We start from the raw sequence: 24,706 nt of genomic DNA on the forward strand, positions 1-24,706 counted from the left end.
GTCAAAGGGAAGGAAATCGTTCGCTCACAGCGCCCGGTCGAGCACCGCCAGCAGGCGGTCGATCTGGGCTTCGTCGTTGAGCAGCCCCGGCGCCGTGCGGATCACCGGCCCGACATCGCGCTCCACGGCATCGGCCACTACCTTGTTGGCCATCAGGTGCGCGGCGATCCTGTCGCTGTCCTTGCCCTTGACCCGGAAGAAGGTGAAACCGGCAGAAAATTCGGGGCTCAATGGCGTGACCAGTTCGATCTGCGGCCGTTGCAGCAGGCGTTTTTTCAGGTAGCTGTTGAGTTCGTGAATGCGCGCCTGCACGTCGGCCTTGCCCAGTTGCAGGTGCAATTTGAACGCTTCGGTCAGGGCCCATCGATGCTCGAACGCGTGATAACCGCCCGGCGTCATGGTGGTCGAGAAGTGCTCGGCCTCGGAGAAGGTCGGGATGATCGGCGTGACGTATTTCACGTCCGTCGTGCGACTGACCACGATCCCGGTGCCGCGCGGGCCGAACATCCATTTGTGGGTGCCGGCAACGAAGAAGTCGCAGTTCATCGCCGGGAAGTTCACGTCTTCCACTCCAAAGCCGTGCACGCCGTCGACGACATACACAATGCGGTCGGCCTCGCTGCGGCCACGGTTGTGTTTGTCCACCAGCGCACCGATATCGGCGAGCGGCAGTTTCACACCGCTGCCGGAATGCACCCAGCACATGCCCAGTACGCGGGTTTCCGGACGGATACTGCGGTCGATGTTGGCCAGCAGTTCGTCCTTGCTGATCCGGTACGGGTCCTTGAACAGGCGGATCTTGCGCACCCGAGTGCCGTCACGCCGGGTGCGCAGTTCGAGGATGGTGTGGGTCGCGTAATGCTCGTGTTCGGTGGTGAGGATTTCCTGGTCGGCGCGCACCTGTACGCCGCCATAAATCATCGCCAGGCCTTCGGTGGTGCTGCCGGTCAGGGCGATCTGCCGGGCATCGGCCTGCACGTAACGGCCCGCCCAGGCGCGCACTTCTTCTTCGCGTTTTTCGGTGACACCGTGGTCCCAGTCCATGGCCAGCCCCGGATTTTTGTCGAGGGCGGCGCGGTGCATTTCGATCGCCTCGCGCACCGGGCGAGGGTGGGTGGTGACCAGGAAGTTGGAGAAGTGCAGCCAGGCCGGATCCTGATCGAACAACTGCTGCAATTGCGCCCACTTGTTGCGCGATGGCGGCGCGGCGGCCGTTGACGCGTTGGTGATGTTCGGCAGGCTTGCGCCCAGCGGTAGTGCGGCAGCGAGGATCCCGGCCTGCTTCAGAAAGTCACGACGGTTGCTCATGGCCTGGCGACTTCCCGGCTCGAAGCAATCGCCGGTCTGGCGGCTTTCTCGACCTGATCCCAGACCCGCAGGAAATTGCCGCCCCAGAGTTTGGCGATGTCAGCTTCCGAGTAACCGCGCGACAGCAGTTCAGCGGTGACGTTGCGAATCTCGCTGACGTTCTCCCAACCCTTGACGCCGCCGCCTTCGTTGAAATCCGAACTGATGCCGACGTGGTCGATGCCGATCTTGCGCACGGTGTAATCGATGGCGTCGCCCAGGTCCTTCAGGCTCGCCTTTGGCTCTGTATCGAGAATGGCGTAGAGCTGGCCGGCGTATTCGCCGAACTTCTGCTCCGACCACGCCGAGATGATCGGATCGCCCGGCATCAGCGCGAAGGCCTGATTCGGCAGCGGCGGCAGATCGAAGCGCTTGCGCAGTTCGTTGAGTTTGTCCTGAGTGCCTTGGGTCAGCGGACGCAGGTATTGCGAGAAACCAACGATCTGCACCACGCCGCCGCTGTTCTTGATCAGTTGCAATTCCTTGTCGCTGAGGTTACGCGGGATATCGACCATGGCCCGCGGTGCAGAGTGCGAGGCCACCAGCGGCGTGCGGCTCAATTGCGCGACTTGCTCCAGGGCCTTGGTCGACATCTGCGACACGTCGATGATCACGCCCAGGTCGTTCAGGCGCTTGACTGCCTGCTTGCCGATATCGGAAAGACCGTCGAGAGCGTCCGGCGAGTCATTGAAAAACGGCAGCGGGCGCGACGAGTCGGCCCAGTCGTTGTTGCCGATGTAGCTGAAGCCGAACATGCGCATGCCGCGCGCCGTCCACAGGTCCAGCTGATTCAGGTCATGACCCAGCGGGTAGGCGTTGAGCATGCTGATGAAGATCGCGAACTTGCCTTCGCCGTGCAGGCGCCGGAAGTCGTTGGCGGTGTAGGCGATGCCGACCTGATTGGGAAAGTCACGGACCATCCCGGAGATGATCTTGTAGCGGATCTCCTGCTGGTTGCGCGCCTCTTCGACAAAACCGGCGGTGGGCTTGTGCGGGGCGTTCGGACCGTTCCAGATTTCCGGCCAGCCGAAAATCGTCAGCGCCGCACCGGACAGCCGTCCGCGATTGGCCTTGACCAGGTCGAACTGCTCGCTGCCGTCCTTGTCGATCTCGTTGCCGGTGGTGCCGAAGTTCTGGGTGATGGTGATGTGGCTGTCGAACGAGAGCATGTGTTCGTGCAGTTCTTCGGCCTGCTGCATGACTTTGACCGGATAGCCGGGGTTGTCCTTGAACCCGATGTCCCAGACCGCGAAACCGGCACCGGCGCTGATCGCCAGGGCCAGCGGCAGGCCGATGAATAGAGCCTTTTTCGAACGTGGTTTTGTCATTGCCATCTCAGTCAGGTTCGCTGTCGAGGTACAGGCGCAGAGGCCTTTGCTATCTGGGAGGAACGAGCGGGCGCAGGAAAAAATTAGTCGTGGTCACCGACGCTTAAATTTGTCCGGGCAGCAAACGTTCTAGCTGGGATAAAGCCTGCTTCAGGGCTGAATACAGGTAGGGCAATGAGGATTTCTCGACGATGGTTCATGGCAGGCCTGGCGCTGACCGGCGCTGCCGTACCTGCAGCTTATTTCGGGCATCGTGAATGGACGAAGCCCGACCCGACGATCACGCCCGGCGAGGCGTCGTTCGATGTCGCCGACGTGGCCGGGCAGCGCCTGGCGAATGCATTGCGCGGGATCTGGAAGATCCGTTTTGTCGGCCGTGATGCCGGCCTCGACGGGCTGCCGCCCGAGGGTCTGGAAGTCTTTCTGGATATCGGCCAGAAGGGCCGGGGCGTGTGCGGGTTTCTCGACACGCCGGAGCGTTTGCGTTCTGCCGAAACACCGCGTTACCGGATTCTCGGCGATCTTGCCGGGGCCGAGGCCTCGAAGCTCAGTTGGCGGTTGCTGGGCGCCGGGGGCCGTGTCGATTACGAACTGAACATGATCCTCGATGAGGTCTGGGCCGATTTCGGCAACGCCGGCAGCGGCAGCCTCAGCGGCACGGTGCAGCGTCTCGACCGCTCGCTGGCCTTGCCGGCCCAGGATCACCGCTTCATTGCGGTCAAATGCCTGTTCCCGGAAGCACGACAACGCACACCGTTGAATCCGACGCTGCTGGCGTGGCTGGTGTCCCCCGAGCATCGGCTGTTTCACCAGGTCTGGCATGCGACGCGGGACAAGTGGCACACCTTGTCCGAAGACAAGCGCAACGCCTTGCGCGGCCTCGGCTGGCAACCCGGTCCTCGCGATCAGGAGCGCGATGCTCGCGGTCCGCGCAAGGATCGCAACGGTTCGGGCATCGATTTTTTCTTTATGCACCGGCACATGCTCGGCACCGCGCGCTCCATGCAGGATCTGCCGTCCTGGCAGTTTTTCCCGCTGCCCCAACCGGAACTGGTGCGCGACCGTGTCGGGTTCGCCCGTTATTTCGACAACCACGACGGCACCTCGCTGCCGCCGACCTGGCTGGCCGAGGGCGATGACGAGTACGCGCAATGGGTCAGCGACCTGAAGACCGCCGAGACCTATCAGAGCAATTTCGAAGTCTGGGAATCGCAGTACCGCGATCCGCAGTACCTGTCGAAGCTGACCCTGGGCCAGTTCGGCTCCGAAGTGGAACTGGGTCTGCACGACTGGTTGCACATGCGCTGGGCCTCGGTGCCGCGGGATCCTTCCAACGGCCAGCCGGTGCCGTTGGCCCGGGATCTGGATGACTTTGCCGCGCGCTGGTTCGCTCCGGAAAACGACTTTCTGGGCGACCCGTTTTCATCCCATGTGAACCCGGTGTTCTGGGCGTTTCATGGTTGGATCGACGACCGTGTGGAAGACTGGTTCCGCGCTCACGAGCGCTTCCATCCGGGGCAGGTTTCACGTCTTGAGGTCAATGGCGTGAAATGGTTTGCGCCCGGGCGCTGGGTCGAGGTGGCGGACCCCTGGCTCGGCCCGACCACTCATGGGTGCAGCACCGTGCCGGGCCTGCAGGTGGGCAAGTCGGTGGAAATGGACCCGGAAACCATGAAGCTGGCGCTGCGCATCACCTTCGGTGAGGACGAGAAGAAGCTTGAAAGCCTGTTCCGGCGCGTGCCGAAACGACCGTGGTATGCGCGCAATCTGACGGCCAAAACCGGCGCGGCCTGAGGGCTGCATTGTCACTCAATCGTGCAGCAGGCTTGCTCCCGCCATGATCGTGTCCATTCGGATGGAATGCGGTCATGGCGGGAGCGAGAACGGTCTTGAGTTCGCTGCGCCTAGAGCGTCTGCCACCCGCCACCCAGCGCCTTGTACAACGCCACACTCGCCTGCAATCGCGACAGTCTCAGTTGCACATTCAGATCCTGCGCCGCGTACAGCGTGCGCTGGGTTTCCAGCACCGTCAGCAAATCCTCGGCTCCCGCCTGGTAGCGGCTCTGAGCGATATCGAAGGCAGTCTGCGCCTGATTCAGCTCTTCACTTTGCCACTGGCGCTGTTGATCGAGCCCGCGAATCCCGTTGAGGGCTTTTTCGACATCGGCGAAGCCGTTGATGATTGCCCCGCGATAGGTTTCCAGCAGTTCTTCCTGGCGGGCCGTGGCCTTGTCGCGTTCGGCGCTCAGGCGGCCATTGTTGAAGATCGGCGCCACCAGCCCGGCGGTGAGGTTGTAGAAAGGGCTGCGGATAATGTCATCGAACTGATTGGCCCCGGAGCCGAGCTGCGCAGTCAGGGTCACGGTCGGCAGCATGGCGGCGCGGGCGACTTTGACGTCAGCCTGCGCCGCTGCCAGTTGCGCTTCGGCGCGGGCGATGTCCGGACGCCGGTTGAGCAGATCGCTGGGCAGGCCGGCGTCGATGCTCGGCCATTGCAACCGGTCGAATGACTCTGTGCCGGTCTGCAATTCCTGCACGGGGCGGCCGAGCAGGGCGGCGAGGCTGATCAAGGCCTCCTGGGCTTGCTGTTGCACCAGCGGTAATTGTCGTTGCTGCGCGGCCACCAGGCTTTTCTGCTGAGCCAGTTCCAGTGCGGTGGCCGAGCCTGAGTCGAAGCGGGTCTGCACCAGTTTCAGCACGTTCTGCGCGTTGGCCAGGTTCAGCGCGGCGATACGGCTTTGCTCGCGCAGGGACAGGGCCTGGGCATAGGTGCTGGCCACGCCGCTGAACAGGGTCAGCTCGACGGTCGCCCGATCGAATTCGCTGGCCTGCAGGGCGAATTGTGCGCTGTCGCGGGAGGCGCGTTTACCACCCCAGAAATCGATTTCGTAGGACGCGCTCAGATTGGCGTCGAAGTAATTCACCGCCCGATTGCTGCTGTCGGCATCGAGCTGGTTGTAACCGTTGCCACGCAGCAGTTTTTGCCGATTGGCATTGGCCCCGGCTTTCACTTCAGGCAGTCGCGAACCGCTGGCAATCACCGTGCCGGCCTGGGCCTGGCGTACCCGGGCCATAGCGGCGGCGAGGTCGAAGCTGCCGAGACGGGCCTGTTCTATCAGGCGGTCGAGCTCGGGGCTGGCGAACTGTTTCCACCAGTGCGGGTCGATGCGGGCAACGCTGGCCGTGTGGGGCGACTGCCACGCAACGGGCGGTTGCAAGCCGCTGTCGGGACGCTGGACGGAACTGCCGCAGGCGCTGAGCAACAGGCACACGGTCAACAGGCTGAGGCGCGGTTTCATAGAACGATCATTCACTGGTAAGGGCCGTGACCGGGTCGAGCCGGGCGGCTTTGCGGGCTGGCATGAAGCCGAAGACGACGCCGGTCACGAGGGCGCAGCCAAAGGCGCCGAACACCGCCATCAAGGAAAACGCCACGGCGACTTCGCTGAGAATCAGCACGCCGCCGACGATCAGCGCCAGGGCGATTCCGGCGAGGCCGCCGACCACCGATAGCATCACGGCTTCGGTGAGGAACTGGCGCAGGATGTCCCGCTGCCGGGCGCCGGTGGCCATGCGAATGCCGATCTCGCGAGTGCGTTCGCGCACGGTCATGAGCATGATGTTCATCACACCGATCCCGCCCACCAGCAGCGAAATCGCGGCAATCGATCCGAGCATCAGCGACAGGGTGTTTTGCGTGCGTGCCTCGGCCTGGATCATCGCGGCGTTGTTGGTCAGTTCGAAATCCTTCTTGCCGTTGTGCAGGCGCAGCATCAGTTGTTCGATGGCGTGTTCGGCCTCCTTGACCTTGCGTGCATCCGCCGCGGCGATGGCCACGTATTCCGGATTGCGCGTGCCGAACAGCCGCACGCTGGCGGCGGAGTAGGGGATGGCGATGCGGTCGTCGCTGTCCTGATCGCCGGAGCTCGCGCCTTTTTCCTGGAGCACGCCGACCACCTGGAACGGCACGTTCTCGATCAGGATGTATTGGCCGATGGGGTTGGGCACATCCTTGAGCAGTTTGTCGCGAACTTTCTTGCCGATCACCGCCACCGCGCTGGCGTTGCGTTCGTCGGCATCGGTGAAGTAGCTGCCCTCGACCACCGGCCAGTTGAAGATCGCCGGAAAGTTGGTGTCGTTGCCGCCGACGTAGCTCATGTGGTCGGCGTTGCCGAACCGCACACCGGCCTCCGCGCCGTTGACCGGCATGATCCGTTTGACCTGCGGCAGGCTGGCCAGCGCCGCGACGTCATCAAGGGTGACGATGCCCGGCGGCGTGCGCGGATTGGGCGCCGAGCCGCTGAGATAAATGATGTTCGAACCGAACGCGCCCATTTGCGCCATGACCTGACGCTTGCTGCCTTCGCCGACCGCGAGCATGACCACCACCGAGGCCACGCCAATGATGATTCCCAGCAGGGTCAGCGCCGTGCGGAAGCGGTTGATCCACATCACCCGCCAGGCGGCGTGCAGGGCGTCTACCAGTTCACCTTTCCACGCGCCGGACGCTTGCGCGCCTTCGCTCAGGCGCTGGCGCAGATCGACAGCCTGCAAGGATCCGGGGTTGGTCGACGTCCGGGCTTCGGGAGTGTCCCGGGCGCTGTCGCTGATGATCAGGCCGTCGCGGATCTCGATGATGCGCTTGGCCCGGGCTGCCACTTCGCGGTCGTGGGTGATCAGGATGACGACGTGGCCCTGGCTCGCCAGTTCGTCGAGCAGCGCCATGACTTCCTTGCCGCTGTGGCTGTCGAGGGCGCCGGTGGGTTCGTCGGCAAGAATGATGTGCCCGCCGTTCATCAACGCCCGGGCAATCGACACCCGTTGCTGCTGACCGCCGGACAACTGGTGCGGTCGGTTGCCGGTACGCGATGCGAGCCCGAGCCGGTCGAGCAGGGCGGCGGCGCGGGCGTGGCGCTCGGCGGCGGGTGTGCCGGCGTAGATCGCCGGCATCTCGACGTTTTCCTGGGCCGAGCCGGACGGAATCAGGTGGTACCCCTGGAACACGAAACCGAAAGCCTCGCGGCGCAGCCAGGCCAGTTCGTCGGTGTCGAGGCCGGCGACGTTTTCCCCGGCGAAGCGGTATTCGCCGGACGTCGGTCGGTCGAGGCAGCCGAGGATGTTCATCAGCGTCGATTTGCCGGAGCCGGACGCGCCGACGATCGCCACGAATTCTCCGGCGTGGATCGACAGGTCGATTCCGCGCAGCACATGCACTTCAGGCGCATCGCCGCCACCGTAGGATTTACGGATGTCCTGCAGGTCGATCAGGGGCGTTTGCATTCAGCCTCCGTTACCGTCGGCCGGGCCGACCAGCAAGTGATCGCCTTCGCTCAGACCTTCCAGCACCTGGACTCTCAAGCGGTCGCTGATGCCGGTATGCACTTCGCGGGACTGAATCTCGCCATTGGCGGCGATCACCTGCGCGGTCTGCCGGTTGGCGGTGGCAGTGCCTTGCAGGGCGGCAAGCGGCGCGGTGAGGACGTCTTTCGCCTGGCTGGCGACGAAGAATACCTGGGTGGTCATTTCCGCCATCAGGGCGTTGTCGGCGTTGTCGACATCCAGCAGCACCGTGTAAAGCACCACCCGGGCGCTGCCGCTTTTGCTGGTACTGGCGGGGCTGCCGCCACCCTGGCTGGTCTGGTCCAGTGGCTTAGGCGGCACCGGCAGGATTTGCCGCACGGTGCTGCTCCAGCGCCGATGGCCGCCGCTGAGGGTGGTGAAGTAGGCGGTCATGCCGGGTTTGACGTGGCCGATGTCGGCTTCGGAGACCTCGGCCCACACGGTCATCGGCGACAGTCTGGCGATGCGCAGGATCAGCGGCGTCTGTTGCTGCGCGTTGAGGGTCTGGCCTTCACGGGCATCGAGGGCGACCACGGTGCCGGCCATCGGCGCGTAAATGCGGGTATAGCCGAGTTCGGCCTGGTCGCTGCGCAGACTGGCTTCGGCCTGGCGGATCTGTGCCTGGAACATGTTGATGCGCGCCTGGGTGGCTTTCAGTTCGGCGCGGGCGGTCTGCACGTCTTCTTCGCGGGTGGCGCCGCCGGCGGCCAGGTTTTGCTGGCGCTGGTATTTCTGCTGCGCCAGTTCGTGCTGGGCCTTCTGTTCCTGTAACTGGGCCTTGAGGTTTTCGATGGAAAAACGTCCGGCGTCGAGTTTGGCTTTCTGGGTCGACGGGTCGATCTCCACCAGCAGTTGGCCTTCCTTGACCACGTCGCCGACTTCCACGTGGATCTTGCGGATCTGCCCCGATGCCTGGGCGCCGACGTCCACATAGCGTCGCGGTTGCAGGGTGCCGAGTGCGGTGACGCTGCTTTCGATATCGCCACGGGTCACTTGTACCGTGGCGTACTTGTCCCGGCCGGGAGGCAGGATCTGCCAGGCAGCGTAAGCGGCGACGGGGATCAGACAAAGGGCTGCGAGCAGTGCGCGTCGGGCGGGGCGGGGACGTTTCATGCAGGGTTCCGGCCAGTGGAAATCGGCCCGTCGTTCAACACGCATGCACAGGATCGGGCACCGTGGAACGCTGCCGCAGGGCGCGGCAGACACGGGGAGCTGTCCTGTTAACGATGAAAGCGGAGGGGAATTTAAGCGGCGACACAGGTTGTTACAGCAATCCGAAGGTATAGCCGAACCTCTATTTTTCGGGCAACGACAAACACCACTTTAAATCTATATGAGAATTACTATAAATTACGCACCTCAAGTTGCCACCACATTGCTACTGCCGCAAACGGCGGGGCTCAACGGTGTGCTCAAGGACAGAACCCGCACTCGAGCGGCCGGGAGTCATGTTGGAAAACTACTATCGCGAGCTGGTGTGTTTCCTGAACGCCAGGCTCGGCAACCGACAGGTGGCCGAAGATGTGGTGCATGACGCTTATGTGCGGGTGCTGGAGCGTTCCAGTGATACGCCGATCGAACAACCTCGCGCCTTCCTCTATCGCACCGCGCTGAATCTGGTGATCGACGACCACCGGCGCAATGCCCTGCGGCAGGCCGAATCCCTGGAAGTACTCGACAGTGAAGAACGTTACTTCACCCCGTCACCCCACAATACGCTTGATCATGGTCAGCGCCTGGACATGTTGCAGCGGGCATTGGCGGAGCTTGCGCCACTGTGTCGCGACAGCTTTCTGCTGCGCAAGATCGAGGGGCTGTCCCATCCCGAAATCGCCGAGCGCCTGGGCATTTCCAAGGCGCTGGTGGAAAAGCACATTGTCAATGCCATGAAGCATTGCCGCCTGCGGATCAAGCAATGGGACGCCCATTGAACCGTCGTCGTTAAATTTTATTTCACTGTCCTCGTTCCTACTCAACAGACGACCTGCTGTCCTGCTCAGGGCCGGCCGGTCACCCAAGCTCTTCCTCCGCGCTGTTCGGGGGTTCATCCAGAGGACACTGGAAATGACACAGGCAATTGCATCGCCCATCGTTCACGACCTGATCGGCGTCGGTTTCGGCCCTTCGAACCTGGCGCTGGCCATCGCTCTGCAGGAGCGAGCCCCTACTCTGGGCGAGCTGGATGTGCTGTTTCTCGACAAGCAACCGACCTACAGCTGGCACGGCAACACGCTGTCGACCCAGAGCGAGCTGCAGATTTCTTTCCTCAAGGATCTGGTGACCCTGCGCAATCCGACCAGCCCGTACTCGTTCGTCAATTACCTCAAGCACCATGGTCGTCTGGTGGACTTCATCAACCTCGGCACCTTCTACCCGTGCCGCATGGAGTACAACGACTACCTGCGCTGGGTCGCCGCGCAGTTCACAGAACAGAGCCGTTATGGCGAAGAAGTGCTGACCATCGAGCCGGTGCTGCACAACCATCAGGTCGAAGCGTTGCGGGTGATTTCCCGTGGTACCGACGGCCAGCAATGGGTGCGCACCGCGCGCTCGGTGGTAGTGAGTGCCGGTGGCACGCCGCGCATTCCTGAGTCGTTCAAGGCGCTCAAGGGCGACCCTCGGGTGTTCCACCACTCGCAATACCTGGCGGAGATGGCCAAACAACCCTGCGTGAACAACCAGCCGATGAACATCGCGATCATCGGCGGCGGCCAGAGCGCCGCAGAAGCCTTCATCGATCTGAATGATTCGTTCCCGTCGGTGCGGGTCGATATGATCCTGCGCGGTTCGGCGCTGAAACCGGCGGACGACAGCCCGTTCGTCAACGAAGTGTTCTCGCCGGAATTCACCGACCTGATCTTCCAGCAGAAGAGCAGCGAGCGTGAGCGTCTGGTCAACGAGTACCACAACACCAACTACTCGGTGGTCGACATCGACCTGATCGAGCGTATCTACGGCATCTTTTATCGTCAGAAAGTCTCCGGAATTGCCCGCCATGCGTTCCGCACCCTGACTACCGTCGAGAGCGCCGCCGCTACCGATCGCGGGATCGAACTGACGGTGCGCAACAACGCCACCGGCGAAGTCACCATGAGCCTCTACGATGCGGTTGTGCTGGCCACCGGTTACGAGCGTCAGATGCACCGCAAACTGCTGGCGCCGCTGGAAGAGTACCTGGGTGACTTCGAGGTCGATCGCAACTACAGACTGATCACCGATGAGCGCTGCAAGGCCGGTCTGTACATGCAGGGCTTCTGCCAGGCCAGTCACGGCCTGAGCGATACATTGCTGTCGGTCCTGCCGATCCGCGCGGACGAGATTGCCGGTTCGCTGTACGAGCACGGCAAGAACCGCGGGCACAGCCGTTCGGTGATGGATTTGTTGCTGGCCACTGCCAGCTGATGACTTCCTGACGACTCCCGCGCCGAGCGCGGGAGTCGTTTCGAGGTCAATCCTGAACCCTTCCTGAATGGCCCTGCGTTTACCTGCCGCACCTCCTTTTGCGGGTTTACTCTCCAGGTATCGGGGCGTAAGCTTCGCGCGTTTTCATCAATAGCGGAGACCCACAGTGGGTACTTGTTCGAGTGACAGTTGTCGGCCGGTCCTTGTAACCGGCAGATTCTCGGCAAGATAACGCGCATTCCTTTTGTGCCGTTGTCTCGCCGAACAGCGAGCAGCGGCATCCCGATCATGGTCAGTTGAGACCATGTCCCGACGTCCTTCTCATCGACACTGAAAAGAGCGTGGTTTCGACTTTGTCGTCGCAATCGCGACCCTATCGACACGCCTGTCTTTTTTGACCGGCGCGCCAGGCCTTGCCGTGCCGGTTGCTCCGGTGCAAGGGGGCTGGACGTACCTGCCTGACGGTTTCCCGGCTGACCACAGGGGCAACAGCCATGAAACTTACGCTCAAGGAATTTTTCGCAGGTTTCCTGCGTACACGCCACATCGCCCGGCACTTCCGTCGCCTGGCGTTGCTGGAGAACCTCAAAGACACCACGGTCAGCCGTGAAGTGCCGCCCACCCTGGCCAACACGCTGGTGGACGCCGCCCATTGCGACAGCGGCGTGCTGCTGTCGAATCTGGGTACGCACACCGACGGTCTCACCGATTTTGAAGTCGATGCGTTGCGCGCGCAGTTCGGCCTCAACGAAGTCGAGCACGAGCAACCGCTGCCGTGGTGGACCCACCTGTGGCACTGCTACAAAAACCCGTTCAACCTGCTGCTGACCCTGTTGGCGGTGATCTCGTGGCTGACCGATGACCTGAAAGCCGCCATCGTGATCTTTTCGATGGTGGTGCTCTCGACCCTGCTGCGCTTCTGGCAGGAAAGCAAATCCAACCAGGCCGCCGACGCGCTCAAGGCCATGGTGAGCAACACCGCCACGGTGATGCGCCGGGACGAGCCGCGTGCCGAACTGCCGATCAAGCAATTGGTGCCGGGCGACCTGATCGTGCTTTCGGCCGGTGACATGATTCCTGCCGATTGCCGGGTGCTGAGTGCCAAGGACCTGTTCGTCAGCCAGGCCGCGATGACCGGCGAATCGATGCCGGTGGAGAAGTTTCCCCGTCAGACGGACCGTGAAACCCGAAATCCGCTGGAGCTGGACAACATCCTGTTCATGGGCACCAACGTGGTGTCCGGGACGGCGGTGGCGGTGATTCTCACCACCGGCAACAGCACCTATTTCGGTGCGCTGGCACTGCGGGTCGGGGCGACTGATCGGGCGGTGACTTCGTTCCAGCAAGGCGTGAACAAGGTCAGCTGGCTGCTGATCCGCTTCATGTTTGTCATGGCGCCGCTGGTGCTGTTCATCAACGGTTTCACCAAGGGTGACTGGACCGAAGCACTGCTCTTCGCCCTGTCGATCGCCGTGGGCCTGACCCCGGAAATGCTGCCGATGATCGTCACCTCGACGCTGGCCAAGGGCGCGGTGTTCCTGTCGCGCAAGAAAGTCATCGTCAAACGCCTGGATGCGATCCAGAACTTCGGCGCCATGGACGTGCTGTGCACCGACAAGACCGGCACCCTGACCCAGGACAAGATCTTCCTGGCGCGCAATGTCGATGTCTGGGGCGAAGACTCCGATGACGTGCTGGAAATGGCTTATCTGAACAGCTACTACCAGACCGGACTGAAAAATCTGCTCGATGTGGCGGTCCTGGAACACGTGGAAATCCATCGTGAGCTGAAGGTCGGCACGGCGTTTCGCAAGGTCGACGAGATCCCGTTCGACTTCAACCGCCGGCGGATGTCGGTGGTGGTCGAAGGGCGTGGGCAACCGCATCTGCTGATCTGCAAGGGTGCGGTGGAAGAAGTGTTGTCGGTGTGCACCCGGGTTCGTCACGGTGAAGTCGACGAAGCCTTGAGCGATGAATTGCTGGCGAGGATTCGTCAGGTGACCGCAGCCTTCAACGCTGAAGGCTTGCGCGTGGTCGCGGTGGCGGCACGGTCGATGCCGGAAGGTCGCGACACTTACAGCCTGAGCGACGAGCAGGAGCTGACGCTGATCGGTTATGTGGCATTCCTCGATCCACCGAAGGAAAGTACTGCACCGGCACTCAAGGCTTTGGCCGAACACGGCGTGGCCGTGAAAGTGCTGACCGGCGACAACGAGCTGGTGACCGCCAAGATCTGTCGCGAGGTAGGCCTGGCGCAGCAGGGTCTGTTGATGGGCAACGACATCGAACGCATGAGCGACGCGCAACTGGCGGTGGCCGTTGAAACCACCAACGTGTTCGCCAAACTGACGCCGACCCACAAGGAACGCATCGTGCGCATCCTCAAGGGTAACGGCCACGTGGTCGGGTTCATGGGCGACGGCATCAACGACGCACCGGCGCTCCGCACGGCAGACATCGGGATTTCCGTGGACAGCGCGGTGGACATCGCCAAGGAAGCGGCGGACATCATCCTGCTGGAAAAGAGCCTGATGGTGCTGGAGGAGGGCGTGCTGGAAGGGCGCCGGACCTTCGCCAACATGCTCAAGTACATCAAGATGACTGCCAGCTCGAACTTCGGCAACGTGTTCTCGGTGCTGGTCGCCAGTGCGTTCATTCCGTTCCTGCCGATGCTGCCGATGCATCTGCTGGTACAGAACCTGCTGTATGACATTTCGCAGATCGCGATCCCGTTCGACAACGTCGACGACGAAATGCTGAAACGACCACAACGCTGGCAGCCGGGGGATGTCGGACGCTTCATGCTGTTCTTCGGCCCGATCAGTTCGATCTTTGACATCACAACGTTCGCCCTGATGTGGTACGTGTTCGATGCCAACACTGCGGATCACCAGACCCTGTTCCAGTCCGGCTGGTTCGTGGTGGGGCTGCTGACCCAGACGCTGATCGTGCACATGATCCGTACGCCGAAGATTCCGTTCCTGCAAAGCCGTGCCGCCATGCCGCTGCTGGTGATGACCGGAATCATCATGACCGTGGGCATCTTCCTGCCGATGGGACCGCTGGCGCACTACTTCAAACTGCAGGCGCTGCCATCGATGTACTTCGTGTTCCTGCCGGTGATTCTGCTGGCGTACATGGCACTGACCCAGGCCGTGAAAGGCTTTTACATCCGCCGGTTCGGCTGGCAGTAACAGGAGAAAATCCCCCCTTGTGGGAGCAAGGGGGGACGGTTTCAAGGAGTACAACATGCAAGCCATCAACAACATCAATCTCGCTTCGCTGCTCGACACGCTGGTCAGCCTCAGCGCCGCTTTCGTGCTCGGCGGGCTGATCGGCTTCGAACGGCAGTATCGGCAACGCACGGCGGGCTTGCGCACCAACGTGCTGGTGGCGGTGGGCGCAGCGATTTTCGTCGATATGGCCAATCGCCTCGGCGGTGCCGAAGGTGCGGTGCGGGTGGTCGCCTACGTGGTGTCCGGCATCGGATTTCTCGGCGCCGGCGTGATCATGCGTGAAGAGGGCAACGTACGCGGTCTCAACACCGCAGCGACGCTCTGGACCTCGGCAGCGGTCGGTGCCTGCGCGGGCGCAGACCTGCTGGCCGAAGCGGTGCTGGGCACCTTGTTCGTGCTTGCCGCGAATACCTTGCTGCGACCGATCGTCAACAACATCAACCGTCAGCCACTGGATGTGGTTTCTGCGGAGGTGACCAACATTGTCTATGTGATCGCCCGACGCTCGCAGCAGACAGCTGTTTTCGCCTTGCTCGAAGCCGAACTGGAACGCAGCAACTACCCGGCCAGTGATGTCGATGTGCATGCCTTTGGCGCCGACGAGATCGAGATCGAAGCCACGCTTGCAACCACTTCTGTGGACGGCGATGAACTGGACGCACTGGTGGCGCGAATCTCTACCTCGAACCTGGTGGTGCAGGCGTTCTGGAGTCCGAGCACGACGGAGTGACACGCTTGATCCGGATGAGTGACGGTTTTTTTCAGAAAAGTCCTACAGAGCGTATCCCGATGCTTGGGTAGTCTTGCCGCCACTTGAAGCGACTGGCGGGACGTTCACGATGACCGACAAAACCTTGCGTATTCTGATCGCCGACACCCGGCATTTTCACCGGATGAAGATCGAGCGTCTGTTCAACAGCCTCGATTACTACCGCATTGCACCGGTACAGAACCTCACCGAGCTGCTGACGCTGGTCGATTACGGTTGCCAGCCGTTCGATGTGTTGGTGTTGAACGCCGAGCTGGCGGGCGGGATGCCGGATCTTTGCGGGTATCTGTTCGATCATCCGCAAGTCCGGCATGTGCTGGTCTATGGTGAGGTGGCGGATGCTCCGGCCGTTTGCGCACAGTACCGGGACAGAATTGCCATCAGCCACATTCCGTTGCCCTCGATGAGCGCCATCGCACAGCTGATGGCATCGGTCGAGGCTTGCCGTGAACATTCATCGCCTGTGTGCCCGGCAACTTCCTTTGCGCAACTGCGCGCCTGAGCACGATTTGGTCCGGTATGCAACTGTCAGGTCTGACAGGTGCTTCGCCGTGCCTGCCGTGCAAAAGTTGTAGCGCAGCTGCCAGTCGTCCCGTTCATGCAGGTTCAGTGGCGCCAGTGTCAGGCATTCGCCACGGGAGTGGTTATGGGTTCAGCAATGGTCGTCGATGATCACCCGGTGGTAGCCGGTGCCGTCCGTATGGTTCTGGAATCGGTGGGTTATAAGCCGGTTCATGTCGCTTCGAGCGGTGTCGATGTGGTGCCGATGATTCGCGAGCATGCGCCGGAACTCATCATACTTGACCTGAAACTCACCGGCATGGGCGGTCTGGAAGTACTGGAGCGCATCAGAGCCATCGGCCTGACCTGCAAGACCGTGATTTTTACCTCGGCCGACCCGCAGCATTATATGGCCCGCTGCCGACGTGCCGGTGCGATGGCCTTCGTCACCAAGTCCGCGGAGTTGCAGCAACTGCGGAACGCAATCAAGGCTGTCCGTGCCGGTTACAGCTATTTTCCTGAAGCGCCCGTGGGGTTCGCGGGGCCATCGAGAGTTGACGGCAATGAGCGCGAGCTGATCGACCGTCTCTCGGATCGTGAATTGCACATTCTGCTGCAGCTGGCACTCGGCAAACCCAACAAGGACATCGCCATGGAGATGAACCTGAGTCACAAAACCATCAGTACTTACAAGACTCGTCTGATGTTGAAGCTCGGGGTCAGCTCGCTCGTGGTGCTGCGAGAATTTGCCAGACGCAACCATCTGCTCTGAGAGGCTGACCCGTGGTGAGGTCGCTGCGACTCATTCCTCTGTTGATCTTCCTTTTTGCCAGTGCGGTACAGGCATCCGGCGCTGCGCAAAAACTGGAAATCGTCTCCCGCACCCGGCTGGAAGGTGTTCAGGTACGGCTTGACGAACAGGATCGACAGTGGCTTCGGGCACATCCGGTATTGCGCATCGGCGCTTCCGGGCCGGACTATCCCCCCTTCGAATTGACCCGCAACAGGCATGAACTGGAAGGCCTCACGGCCGAATACGCCGACGCGATCTCACAGGTGCTGAACGTCGGGATCGAAGTCTGGTGCTACCCCGATCGCGAATCCGCCATGGCCGCGCTCAAGGCCGGGGAGCTGGATTTGCTGGGCACCTCGAACAACTATGAGATCGCCGATCCCCAGCTGATGCTGTCCCGCGCCTACGCCGAAGATCAGCCGATGTGGGTGACCCGGCTCGATGAACCGTTACCCGATGATCTGTCAGGCAAGCGCATTGCGATGGTGGATGACTACCTGCCGGCTTCGACCATCGTGAAGGCTTACCCGCAAGCCGTCCTGCAGCGTTATCGCTCGATCCTCGATGCCCTGGGTGCCGTGGCATTCGGTCGGGATGATCTGTACCTCGGTGACTTCATCAGTGCCGGCTATCTGATCAACACCAACTTTCACAATGACTTGCAACTGGCCGGCCCTTCGGGCCTCGATGCGAACCCTTTCGCTTTTGCCCTGGCGCGTGGCAGCACGAGTTTGAAACGTCTGGTCGACAAGGCCCTGTTGGCCATTCCCATGGAGCAGCGCCTGGCCATGGAGCTGCGCTGGAGTGCCGGTCGTGCCGACAGTGCCGCGCAAACGCGGGTGAGCCTGAGCCCTGGCGAGCAACAGTGGAAAGATCAGCATCCGGTGGTGAGAGTGGGCGCCCTCGACGATTTTGCGCCGTTGACGTTCTTCAATGCCGATGGGCGTTTCAGCGGGCTGGTTGCCCAATTGCTCAACCTGATCAGTCAGCGCACCGGCCTGACATTCGAGGTGGTACGCGGACAGTCCCTGGACCGCCAGGTCGAGCAATTGAAAAGCGGCGAGCTGGACTTGTTGCCAGTACTGACACCGAGCCGTGAACGTGAGCTTGACATGCTGTTCACGCGGGCTTTTGCCAACACCCCCTTCGTGTTGATCACCGATTCGACGGCGCAGGGACCGCGCAGCCTGAGCGAGATGGCGGGGAAGCGCCTGGCGCTCTATCGCGGCAATCCATTGCGCGATTATCTGCTGGAGAACCTGCCCCGGGTCCGTCTGATCGAGTTGCCAAGCCCGGCAGCGGGTACCCAGGCGCTGCTCGACGGACAGGCCGATGCGACATTGAGCTCATTGCTGGTCGCGCGTTATCAGATTGATCACCAGTATCGGGACCGCTTGCGCATTGCCTCCACCGTAGGGGATCAACCAGCCCGGGTTGCCATGGCCACGGCGCTGGATGCTCCGCAGTTGCAATCGATTCTGAACAAGGCATTGCTGAGCATCGCCCCGCAGGAAATGGACGATCTGGTCGCGCACTGGAGTCGTAACGTGGTGCTGCAGGACAGCTATTGGCTGCGTCATCGGGCGCAGATCCTGCGCGGGTTTGCCGTCGCAGCGGGATTGTTGCTGTTGGCATTGGCCTGGATTGCCTTTCAGCGCCGGCAGATTCGCCAGCGCCAGCAATGGCTGCTGCAACTGCAGGAAGCCAAGAATGCGGCGGATGATGCCAATCGGGCCAAGAGCACTTTTCTGGCCGTCATGAGTCACGAAATCCGTACGCCCATGAATGCCTTGCTGGGCATGCTCGAACTGGCGCTCAAACATGCCGATGAAGGTGTGATCGATCGCCCGGCAATGCAGGTGGCGTCCACTGCGGGGCAACAACTGCTGGCATTGATCGGCGATATTCTCGACATCGCACGCATCGAGTCAGGTCATCTGTCGCTGGTTCCCGAACGGACCCGTCTGCGTGAGACCGTGTTATCCGTGTGTCGGGTTTTCGAAGGACTGGCGCGCCAGAAACAGCTGTCATGGCGTGTAGAGCTGGATGAGCGCAGCGAGGTCGAGGTGATGGTCGACGCGCTGCGTTTCAAGCAGGTGTTGTCGAACCTGCTGAGCAATGCGATCAAGTTCACCGATGAAGGCGCAATCGTCCTGCGGTTGCACATTTACGATGCGCCCGAGGGGCAGGTGGAAGTGGGGGTGATCATCGAAGACAGTGGTCGGGGAATCAGCGCCGAAGATCAGCAACGCCTGTTCAACCCGTTCGTGCAAGTCGGCAGCCAGCCGGTGTCGGCTCGCCATGGTTCCGGTCTGGGCCTGGTAATCAGCCGCAACCTGTGCCGGATGATGGGTGGCGATTTGTGGCTGACCAGCGTTCCCGGGCGAGGTACGCAAGTCATGTTGCGTCTGGAACTGCCGGTGCTTGAGCCTCTCGATCAAAAGGACGCCAGGATACCGGTGATGACAGCGGCGAAATCGCTGGACGTTCTGGTGGTGGACGATCACCCGGTCAATCGCCTGTTGCTGTGTCGGCAGTTGAGCGAGCTCGGGCATCGATTTGTCGACATCGAACACGCTGAGCAGGGACTGGATCTGTGGCGCGGCCAATCTTTCGATGTACTGATCACCGACCTCAACATGCCCGGGCTCAACGGTTATGACCTGGCGCGAGCGATTCGCAAAGAGGAGGCGGCGACGGGCAGCAAGCCTTGCCTGATTCTGGGGTTTACCGCCAATGCACAACTGGAAGAAAAACAGCGATGTCTGGCAGCCGGAATGGATGATTGCCTGTTCAAGCCGGTTTTGCTGCGGGAACTGAGCCTGGCACTGCTGGGCGCAACACCGAACGAAACACAGCCTGCAGCCATGGACGAGCAGGGATTGCCCGGTTTCGATCTGAGTTCGCTGTTGCAACTGGCGGGTGCGGACAACCCTGTCATCGGGCAATTGCGTGAGGAGATGCTGAGTAGTCTGCACACCGATCTGGAACGGCTCGACCAGTCGGGTCGGGAAGGTGATCGCGCCGCCCTGAAGGATCTGGCGCATCACGTCGCGGGCGGGGCGCATATGATCGGTGCCGAACGCGTGGTCCAAGCGTGCCGGGTGCTCGAACAGGCTTGCCGTGCCGATGAGCCCGAAGCCGCGCTTGAGGCTGCCATCGATGCGCTGCGCGAGGCCATGCACGACCTCGCGCGGCAACTTCAGGCCTGAGCGATCAGTCCCACTGCGGCGCAATGCCTTTGGGGCTGGTGAGGCGATGACCGCGATCCAGAGTGGCGATCAGCGCCATGTCGGCCTCGCTCAATGTCAGCGCGGTGGCGCCGAGGTTGCCTTGCAGGTTGGCGCGCTTGGTCGACGATGGAATCACCGCGTAACCCGATTGCATCGCCCATGCCAGTGTGACTTGCGCCGGGGTGGCTTGCAGACGCTCGGCGATCTGCACGATCAGCGGATCCTTCAGCACTTCGCCATAGGCCAAAGTCATGTACGAGGTGATCTGGATGCCCTGGCTCCGTGCGAACTCGACGACCTTGCGGTTTTGCAGATACGGGTGCAATTCGATCTGATTGGTGGCGATGTTTTCTGCACCGACGGCGGCAATTGCCTGCTTCATCAGGTCGATGGTGAAGTTGGATACACCGATCTGCCGGGTCAGGCCCAGGCGCTTCGCTTCCAGCAGGGCGCCCATGAATTCCGCCACCGGTACCTGGTCTTCCGGCGATGGCCAGTGGATCAGCGTCAGGTCCAGGTAGTCGGTCTGCAGCTTTTCCAGGCTTTCCTTGAGACTGTCGATCAGACGGTCCTTGGCAAAGTTGGCGATCCAGATCTTGCTGGTGATGAACAATTCGTTGCGGGCAATACCGCTGGCGGCGATGGCCTGGCCGACCTCGGCCTCGTTTTCGTAGATCTGTGCGGTGTCGATGACCCGGTAACCGAGCTCAAGGGCAGTGCTCACCGAATCGATGACCACCTGACCTTGCAGGCGAAACGTACCAAGACCGAAAGCGGGAACAGACATGCAGGACTCCAGGGTTGCAGTGGGAATGGGCAGGAGTATCCGCTGGCGCTTCCGTGAGAAAAACCGCTGTCCGGGCAAAGTACTGTTGACTGAAAGTCACGAATAATTGTGCTGGATATTCGTTCCATCAGTAGAACGATGAAGTCGGTTTTGCCTGACTAGTGCCAAAGGCGTGGCGAATTTATGATCGATCCATGATCAACCTGATTTCGGAGCCCACCATGAAAAACCTCATCGGTATCTTTACCAGCCCTCGCGGCCACTGGGTCGGCGATGGGTTTCCGGTTCGTACACTGTTTTCTTACGACAACCTGGGCAAGCACATCAGCCCGTTCCTGCTGCTCGATCATGCAGGACCTGCGCAGTTCACCCCGACCACTGAGCGACGTGGGGTCGGGCAGCATCCGCACCGCGGTTTCGAAACCGTGACCATCGTTTATGACGGCGAAGTGGAGCATCGCGATTCCACGGGCAGCGGCGGCAAGATCGGACCGGGCGATGTGCAATGGATGACCGCCGCCTCCGGGATCCTGCATGAGGAGTTTCACTCTGCGGATTTCGCGCGCAAGGGCGGCACGCTGGAAATGGTGCAGCTTTGGGTCAATCTGCCCGCCAGGGACAAAATGGCGGCGCCGGGCTACCAGACGATTCTGGACAGTGACATCCCCGACATCGCGCTCAAGGACAACGCCGGCAGCCTGCGGCTGATCGCCGGTGAATTCGACGGCCATACGGGGCCGTCCCGTACCTTCACGCCGATCGATGTCTGGGATCTGCGTCTGAATGCCGGCAAGTCACTGACGCTGAATCTGCATGAAGGCCGAAACACCGCGCTGGTGGTGCTTCGTGGTGCGGTCCGGATCAACGGCCAGGAGTCGGCGGGCACAGGGCAACTGGCGTTGTTCGAGCGTGAGGGTGACCGCCTGACGCTTGAGGCCAGCGAAGACGCGATGGTGTTGCTGCTCAGCGGCGAGCCGATCGATGAGCCGATCGTCGGTCATGGCCCGTTCGTGATGAATACCGAGCAGGAAATTCATCAGGCGTTCGTTGATTTCCAGTCAGGCCGGTTCGGACGGATGCCTGCGTAGATTCACATTGTGGGAGTCAGCGAGCTGGCTCCCACATTTTTTTTCAGAGGGGCATTCGATAGCCCTTATCCCGCCAAATCAATTGCTCCTACACTAAGCCCAATCTGTGCGATTTTCTCGCGATTGACCTCTGTCGGAGTTGTTTGATGCTGTCTCTGCTGACTGAACATCCGTTGTTCTGCGCGTTGATCCTGATCCTGCTCGACCTTGGCCTGTGGCGTCTGATCGGTTCCCGGGGCAGTGGATGGAAGCTGTTGGTGCGGGTGCTTATTTTCAGCCTGTTCAGCGTGCTGCTGTTCAACGAAGGCCTCAACCCGATGGAGCCGGCGCCTTGGGCCGACAATGTGCCGCTGCATCTGGCGGCGACCGGGCTGCAGATCGGCTGGTGGCTGTTCGGCGCACGGACCCTGACGGTGTTGATCGGGGCGGTGATGATGCAACGGGTCGGCCACACCGGGCGGCTTTTGCAGGATCTGCTCGGTGCGGTGATCTTTCTGATCGCCATTATTGCGGCACTGGCCTATGTGCTGGACTTGCCGGTCAAAGGTGTGCTGGCGACATCCGGGGCGCTGGCGATCATCGTCGGTCTGGCGTTGCAGAGTACGCTGAGCGACGTGTTCTCCGGGATCGTCCTGAACACCACCAAACCCTATCAACTCGATGACTGGATTTCCATCGACGGCACCGAGGGCCGGGTCACCGACATCGACTGGCGCGCCACGCGCCTGCAGACTTCCCAGGGCAGCATGGCGGTGATTCCCAATTCACTGGCGGCCAAGGCCAAGATCATCAACTTCAGCCGCCCGAGCAATATGTTCGGTGTCGCCGTCAGCGTGCAGGTGAGTCCCCATGCCCGACCGAATTCGGTGATCGACGCTCTGGAGCGGGCGATGCAAGGTTGTCGTCCGTTGCTGGACACGCCGGCGCCGAGCGTCGCGCTGAAAAGTTCGAGCAGCGCCGGCGCGGAGTATGAAATCAGCGGCTTCGTCGCCTCGATGGGCGAGAAGCGTGCGGTGCGCAATCAATTGTTCGACCTGGCTTACCGACATTTGCAGGCATCCGGGGTCAACCTGCTGTCGAGCGATGAGCCTGCCGCACCGGCCCATCTCTCGCGGCCACGGGCGCTGCTCGACAGCTCGCCGATTTTCTCCACCCTGCGGCAGGAAGAGAAAGAAACCTTCAGCCAGAACATGACCCTGCAAACTTTCCGCGCCGGCGAGATCATTCTGGCGGGCGGGGAGGTCAGCGATCACTTGTTCATCATCGAGTCCGGTGTGGTGTCGGTGACCTTGAATCGTCACGGCGTACCGTTCGAATCCGGGCGCATGGGACCGGGGGAAGTGATCGGCGAGGCCGGGATTCTGTCCGATTCGTCTTTGCCCGCCGACTTTTCCGCCAAGACGTTCTGCGCCCTGTATCGCATCGAGAAGTCTTATCTCAAGCCTTGCCTGGATGCCCGTCATGACATCAATGACGCGATGAAGGCGCTGCTGGATTTCCGCCTGCTCAAGGCGCAGGCGCTGACGCAGGAAACGCCGGCAGCGGTTCCGAAAAGAGGCTTCCTGCAATGGCTGCGTCGTCGCGCCTGAGGCGGATCAGCGGCATCCATGCCCGGTAGCAGGCGCGATTGGTGAAATCAATTGTCGATCCGATACCCGGATCCCGTATACATGAGGACCATCGGCGGAACGATCCGCGTCTCCCTGCAAAAGGACTGAGCAATGAGCGAGCCACGCCTGGCGAATCTGAAACGGTATCTGCAACGACTCGGGTTCGACACGCATCCGGCACCGACCCTGGACACGCTGCGGTTGTTGCAGCTGCGCCACACCGGTGTTTTCCCTTTCGAAAATCTGTCGACGCTCACCGGCGAACCTGTATTGATCGATCTGCCGTCAATTGAGCGCAAGGTTCTGAACGACGCCCGCGGTGGCTACTGCTACGAGCTCAACAACCTGTTCCTGGCACTGTTGCTGGAGCTGGGCTTCGATGCCCGGGGCATCAGCGGGCGAGTGGTGATGAATCAGCCCGAAGGCAGCTGGACGGCACGCACCCATCGCTTGAGTCTGGTGACCCTCGAAGGCGTGCGTTACATCACCGACGTCGGCTTCGGCGGCATGGTGCCGACTGCGCCGCTGGTACTCGATACCGAAGCGGAGCAATCCACACCCCACGAACCCTATCGCATCGAAGTGCAGGCCGATGGCTACATGCTGCGGGCGAGTGTCGCCGGTGAATGGCGACCGATGTACCTGTTCGACCTGCAACGCCAGGAAGACATCGATTACACCCTCGGCAACTGGTATGTCTCGACCCACCCGGACTCACCGTTCGTTCAGCGCCTGATGGTTGCACGCACCGGCGATGGCTGGCGACGTACGTTGAACAACGGCAGTTTCGCGATCCACCGCATCGGTGCCGAGAGCGAGCGGCGTGAAGTGACTGATGTCGACGAACTGATCGAATTGCTGGAGCGGGAGTTCGGCCTGCGCTTGCCGCACCAGCCCGGTGCACGTCTGGCGCTGGCGCGCTTGATTCAGCCGGCGTGAAGCCTAAGGTTTTGCATCCGGCTCCAGTACCCGCCGGATTTCGTTCACGGCCGCCGACAGTTTTTTCTCAAGGCTCTTGAGGTCGGTGGCGGTGACGCCTTTCTTGAATTGCCCAATGGAATGCTCGAGTTCATCGGCATCGCCACGGCTGTTAAGCAGAGCGTGGCGCAGAGTGTTGTTGATTACCGTCTGATAGCCAAACCCTTCGTCTTCGGCGACCGTACGTGCGGCTTCGATGACCGCATCATCGAGCATGATGGTGATGCGGGTCTTGCCCTTGTTGGAGGCGACGGCGCCCCGTTTTCCCTGGCTGAAGTCGTATTCATCCTTCAT

Annotated in this window: 18 protein-coding genes; 11 read left to right on the forward strand and 7 right to left on the reverse strand. The window is 61.5% G+C overall.

Features of this window, described 5'->3' with window-relative positions; genetic code table 11:
- Positions 1-24: 24 nt before the first annotated feature.
- Both NWV16_RS10070 and pvdM read right to left on the reverse strand, forming a co-directional pair.
- Positions 25-1,308 (reverse strand): aminotransferase class V-fold PLP-dependent enzyme, encoded by a 1,284-nt coding sequence (locus NWV16_RS10070; protein ID WP_260522893.1) that lies wholly within the window; start codon positions 1,306-1,308, stop codon positions 25-27.
- Positions 1,305-2,675 (reverse strand): pyoverdine-tailoring dipeptidase-like protein PvdM, encoded by a 1,371-nt coding sequence (pvdM, locus tag NWV16_RS10075; protein ID WP_260522894.1) that lies wholly within the window; start codon positions 2,673-2,675, stop codon positions 1,305-1,307. The genes NWV16_RS10070 and pvdM overlap by 4 nt, the downstream gene beginning before the upstream one ends.
- 174 nt (positions 2,676-2,849) lie before the next feature.
- Here pvdM and NWV16_RS10080 point away from each other — a divergent pair, with 174 nt between their 5' ends.
- Positions 2,850-4,469, forward strand: a complete 1,620-nt coding sequence (locus NWV16_RS10080; RefSeq protein WP_260522895.1) for a PvdJ/PvdD/PvdP-like protein — start codon at positions 2,850-2,852, stop codon at positions 4,467-4,469.
- 110 nt (positions 4,470-4,579) lie between these two features.
- On the opposite strand, the gene NWV16_RS10085 is transcribed toward NWV16_RS10080, so the two are convergent.
- Genes NWV16_RS10085 through NWV16_RS10095 form a run of 3 tightly spaced genes read right to left on the reverse strand, consistent with a single transcriptional unit; the run spans position 4,580 to position 9,128 of the window.
- Entirely contained in the window at positions 4,580-5,974 is a 1,395-nt protein-coding gene (locus tag NWV16_RS10085) for an efflux transporter outer membrane subunit (RefSeq protein WP_260522896.1), read from the reverse strand.
- Between the two features lie 7 nt (positions 5,975-5,981).
- Positions 5,982-7,955: a MacB family efflux pump subunit gene (locus NWV16_RS10090; RefSeq protein ID WP_260522897.1), complete on the reverse strand. Its 1,974-nt coding sequence runs from the start codon at positions 7,953-7,955 to the stop codon at positions 5,982-5,984.
- On the reverse strand, positions 7,956-9,128 hold the full coding sequence (locus tag NWV16_RS10095; protein WP_260522898.1) for an efflux RND transporter periplasmic adaptor subunit: 1,173 nt from the start codon (positions 9,126-9,128) through the stop codon (positions 7,956-7,958).
- 335 nt (positions 9,129-9,463) lie between these two features.
- On the opposite strand from NWV16_RS10095, the gene NWV16_RS10100 reads away from it, so the two are divergent.
- From NWV16_RS10100 to NWV16_RS10130, 7 genes are all read left to right on the forward strand, one after another.
- Entirely contained in the window at positions 9,464-9,946 is a 483-nt protein-coding gene (locus NWV16_RS10100; RefSeq protein ID WP_065257419.1) for a sigma-70 family RNA polymerase sigma factor, read from the forward strand.
- Positions 9,947-10,079: 133 nt separating this feature from the next.
- Positions 10,080-11,417: a lysine N(6)-hydroxylase/L-ornithine N(5)-oxygenase family protein gene (locus NWV16_RS10105; RefSeq protein ID WP_260522899.1), complete on the forward strand. Its 1,338-nt coding sequence runs from the start codon at positions 10,080-10,082 to the stop codon at positions 11,415-11,417.
- A gap of 494 nt (positions 11,418-11,911) precedes the next feature.
- Positions 11,912-14,611 (forward strand): magnesium-translocating P-type ATPase, encoded by a 2,700-nt coding sequence (gene mgtA, locus NWV16_RS10110; RefSeq protein WP_260522900.1) that lies wholly within the window; start codon positions 11,912-11,914, stop codon positions 14,609-14,611.
- Positions 14,612-14,666: 55 nt separating this feature from the next.
- Positions 14,667-15,383, forward strand: coding sequence for an MgtC/SapB family protein (locus NWV16_RS10115; protein WP_260522901.1), 717 nt, complete (start codon positions 14,667-14,669; stop codon positions 15,381-15,383).
- 109 nt (positions 15,384-15,492) lie between these two features.
- Positions 15,493-15,924, forward strand: coding sequence for a chemotaxis protein CheY (locus NWV16_RS10120; RefSeq protein ID WP_260522902.1), 432 nt, complete (start codon positions 15,493-15,495; stop codon positions 15,922-15,924).
- A gap of 144 nt (positions 15,925-16,068) precedes the next feature.
- The gene (locus NWV16_RS10125; protein ID WP_260522903.1) at positions 16,069-16,695 is read left to right on the forward strand and encodes a response regulator transcription factor; all 627 of its coding nucleotides are present in this window, start codon (positions 16,069-16,071) and stop codon (positions 16,693-16,695) included.
- Positions 16,696-16,736: 41 nt separating this feature from the next.
- On the forward strand, positions 16,737-19,928 hold the full coding sequence (locus NWV16_RS10130) for an ATP-binding protein (protein WP_260522904.1): 3,192 nt from the start codon (positions 16,737-16,739) through the stop codon (positions 19,926-19,928).
- Between the two features lie 4 nt (positions 19,929-19,932).
- Here the strand turns inward: NWV16_RS10130 and dkgB are convergent, their stop codons facing one another.
- Positions 19,933-20,736, reverse strand: a complete 804-nt coding sequence (gene dkgB, locus NWV16_RS10135; protein WP_260522905.1) for a 2,5-didehydrogluconate reductase DkgB — start codon at positions 20,734-20,736, stop codon at positions 19,933-19,935.
- 221 nt (positions 20,737-20,957) lie between these two features.
- Here dkgB and NWV16_RS10140 point away from each other — a divergent pair, with 221 nt between their 5' ends.
- From NWV16_RS10140 to NWV16_RS10150, 3 genes are all read left to right on the forward strand, one after another.
- Positions 20,958-21,824, forward strand: coding sequence for a pirin family protein (locus NWV16_RS10140; RefSeq protein ID WP_260522906.1), 867 nt, complete (start codon positions 20,958-20,960; stop codon positions 21,822-21,824).
- Between the two features lie 146 nt (positions 21,825-21,970).
- Positions 21,971-23,413, forward strand: a complete 1,443-nt coding sequence (locus tag NWV16_RS10145; protein ID WP_260522907.1) for a mechanosensitive ion channel family protein — start codon at positions 21,971-21,973, stop codon at positions 23,411-23,413.
- Positions 23,414-23,545: 132 nt separating this feature from the next.
- A complete protein-coding gene (locus NWV16_RS10150) occupies positions 23,546-24,373 on the forward strand; it encodes an arylamine N-acetyltransferase (protein WP_260522908.1) in 828 nt (275 codons plus the stop codon).
- Positions 24,374-24,376: 3 nt separating this feature from the next.
- Here the strand turns inward: NWV16_RS10150 and NWV16_RS10155 are convergent, their stop codons facing one another.
- Positions 24,377-24,706, reverse strand: a complete 330-nt coding sequence (locus NWV16_RS10155; protein ID WP_260522909.1) for a BrnA antitoxin family protein — start codon at positions 24,704-24,706, stop codon at positions 24,377-24,379.

Source organism: Pseudomonas sp. BW7P1 (assembly GCF_024981055.1).
GTDB classification, from domain to species: Bacteria; Pseudomonadota; Gammaproteobacteria; order Pseudomonadales; family Pseudomonadaceae; genus Aquipseudomonas; species Aquipseudomonas bananamidigenes.

What these genes read in the sequence shown, in the direction of transcription:
- NWV16_RS10070 (WP_260522893.1), bottom strand. Translation starts at nt 1,308, where the DNA reads ATGAGCAACCGTCGTGACTTTCTGAAGCAGGCCGGGATCCTCGCTGCC.
- pvdM (WP_260522894.1), bottom strand. Translation starts at nt 2,675, where the DNA reads ATGACAAAACCACGTTCGAAAAAGGCTCTATTCATCGGCCTGCCGCTG.
- NWV16_RS10080 (WP_260522895.1), top strand. Translation starts at nt 2,850, where the DNA reads ATGAGGATTTCTCGACGATGGTTCATGGCAGGCCTGGCGCTGACCGGC.
- NWV16_RS10085 (WP_260522896.1), bottom strand. Translation starts at nt 5,974, where the DNA reads ATGAAACCGCGCCTCAGCCTGTTGACCGTGTGCCTGTTGCTCAGCGCC.
- NWV16_RS10090 (WP_260522897.1), bottom strand. Translation starts at nt 7,955, where the DNA reads ATGCAAACGCCCCTGATCGACCTGCAGGACATCCGTAAATCCTACGGT.
- NWV16_RS10095 (WP_260522898.1), bottom strand. Translation starts at nt 9,128, where the DNA reads ATGAAACGTCCCCGCCCCGCCCGACGCGCACTGCTCGCAGCCCTTTGT.
- NWV16_RS10100 (WP_065257419.1), top strand. Translation starts at nt 9,464, where the DNA reads ATGTTGGAAAACTACTATCGCGAGCTGGTGTGTTTCCTGAACGCCAGG.
- NWV16_RS10105 (WP_260522899.1), top strand. Translation starts at nt 10,080, where the DNA reads ATGACACAGGCAATTGCATCGCCCATCGTTCACGACCTGATCGGCGTC.
- mgtA (WP_260522900.1), top strand. Translation starts at nt 11,912, where the DNA reads ATGAAACTTACGCTCAAGGAATTTTTCGCAGGTTTCCTGCGTACACGC.
- NWV16_RS10115 (WP_260522901.1), top strand. Translation starts at nt 14,667, where the DNA reads ATGCAAGCCATCAACAACATCAATCTCGCTTCGCTGCTCGACACGCTG.
- NWV16_RS10120 (WP_260522902.1), top strand. Translation starts at nt 15,493, where the DNA reads ATGACCGACAAAACCTTGCGTATTCTGATCGCCGACACCCGGCATTTT.
- NWV16_RS10125 (WP_260522903.1), top strand. Translation starts at nt 16,069, where the DNA reads ATGGGTTCAGCAATGGTCGTCGATGATCACCCGGTGGTAGCCGGTGCC.
- dkgB (WP_260522905.1), bottom strand. Translation starts at nt 20,736, where the DNA reads ATGTCTGTTCCCGCTTTCGGTCTTGGTACGTTTCGCCTGCAAGGTCAG.
- NWV16_RS10140 (WP_260522906.1), top strand. Translation starts at nt 20,958, where the DNA reads ATGAAAAACCTCATCGGTATCTTTACCAGCCCTCGCGGCCACTGGGTC.
- NWV16_RS10145 (WP_260522907.1), top strand. Translation starts at nt 21,971, where the DNA reads ATGCTGTCTCTGCTGACTGAACATCCGTTGTTCTGCGCGTTGATCCTG.
- NWV16_RS10150 (WP_260522908.1), top strand. Translation starts at nt 23,546, where the DNA reads ATGAGCGAGCCACGCCTGGCGAATCTGAAACGGTATCTGCAACGACTC.
- NWV16_RS10155 (WP_260522909.1), bottom strand. Translation starts at nt 24,706, where the DNA reads ATGAAGGATGAATACGACTTCAGCCAGGGAAAACGGGGCGCCGTCGCC.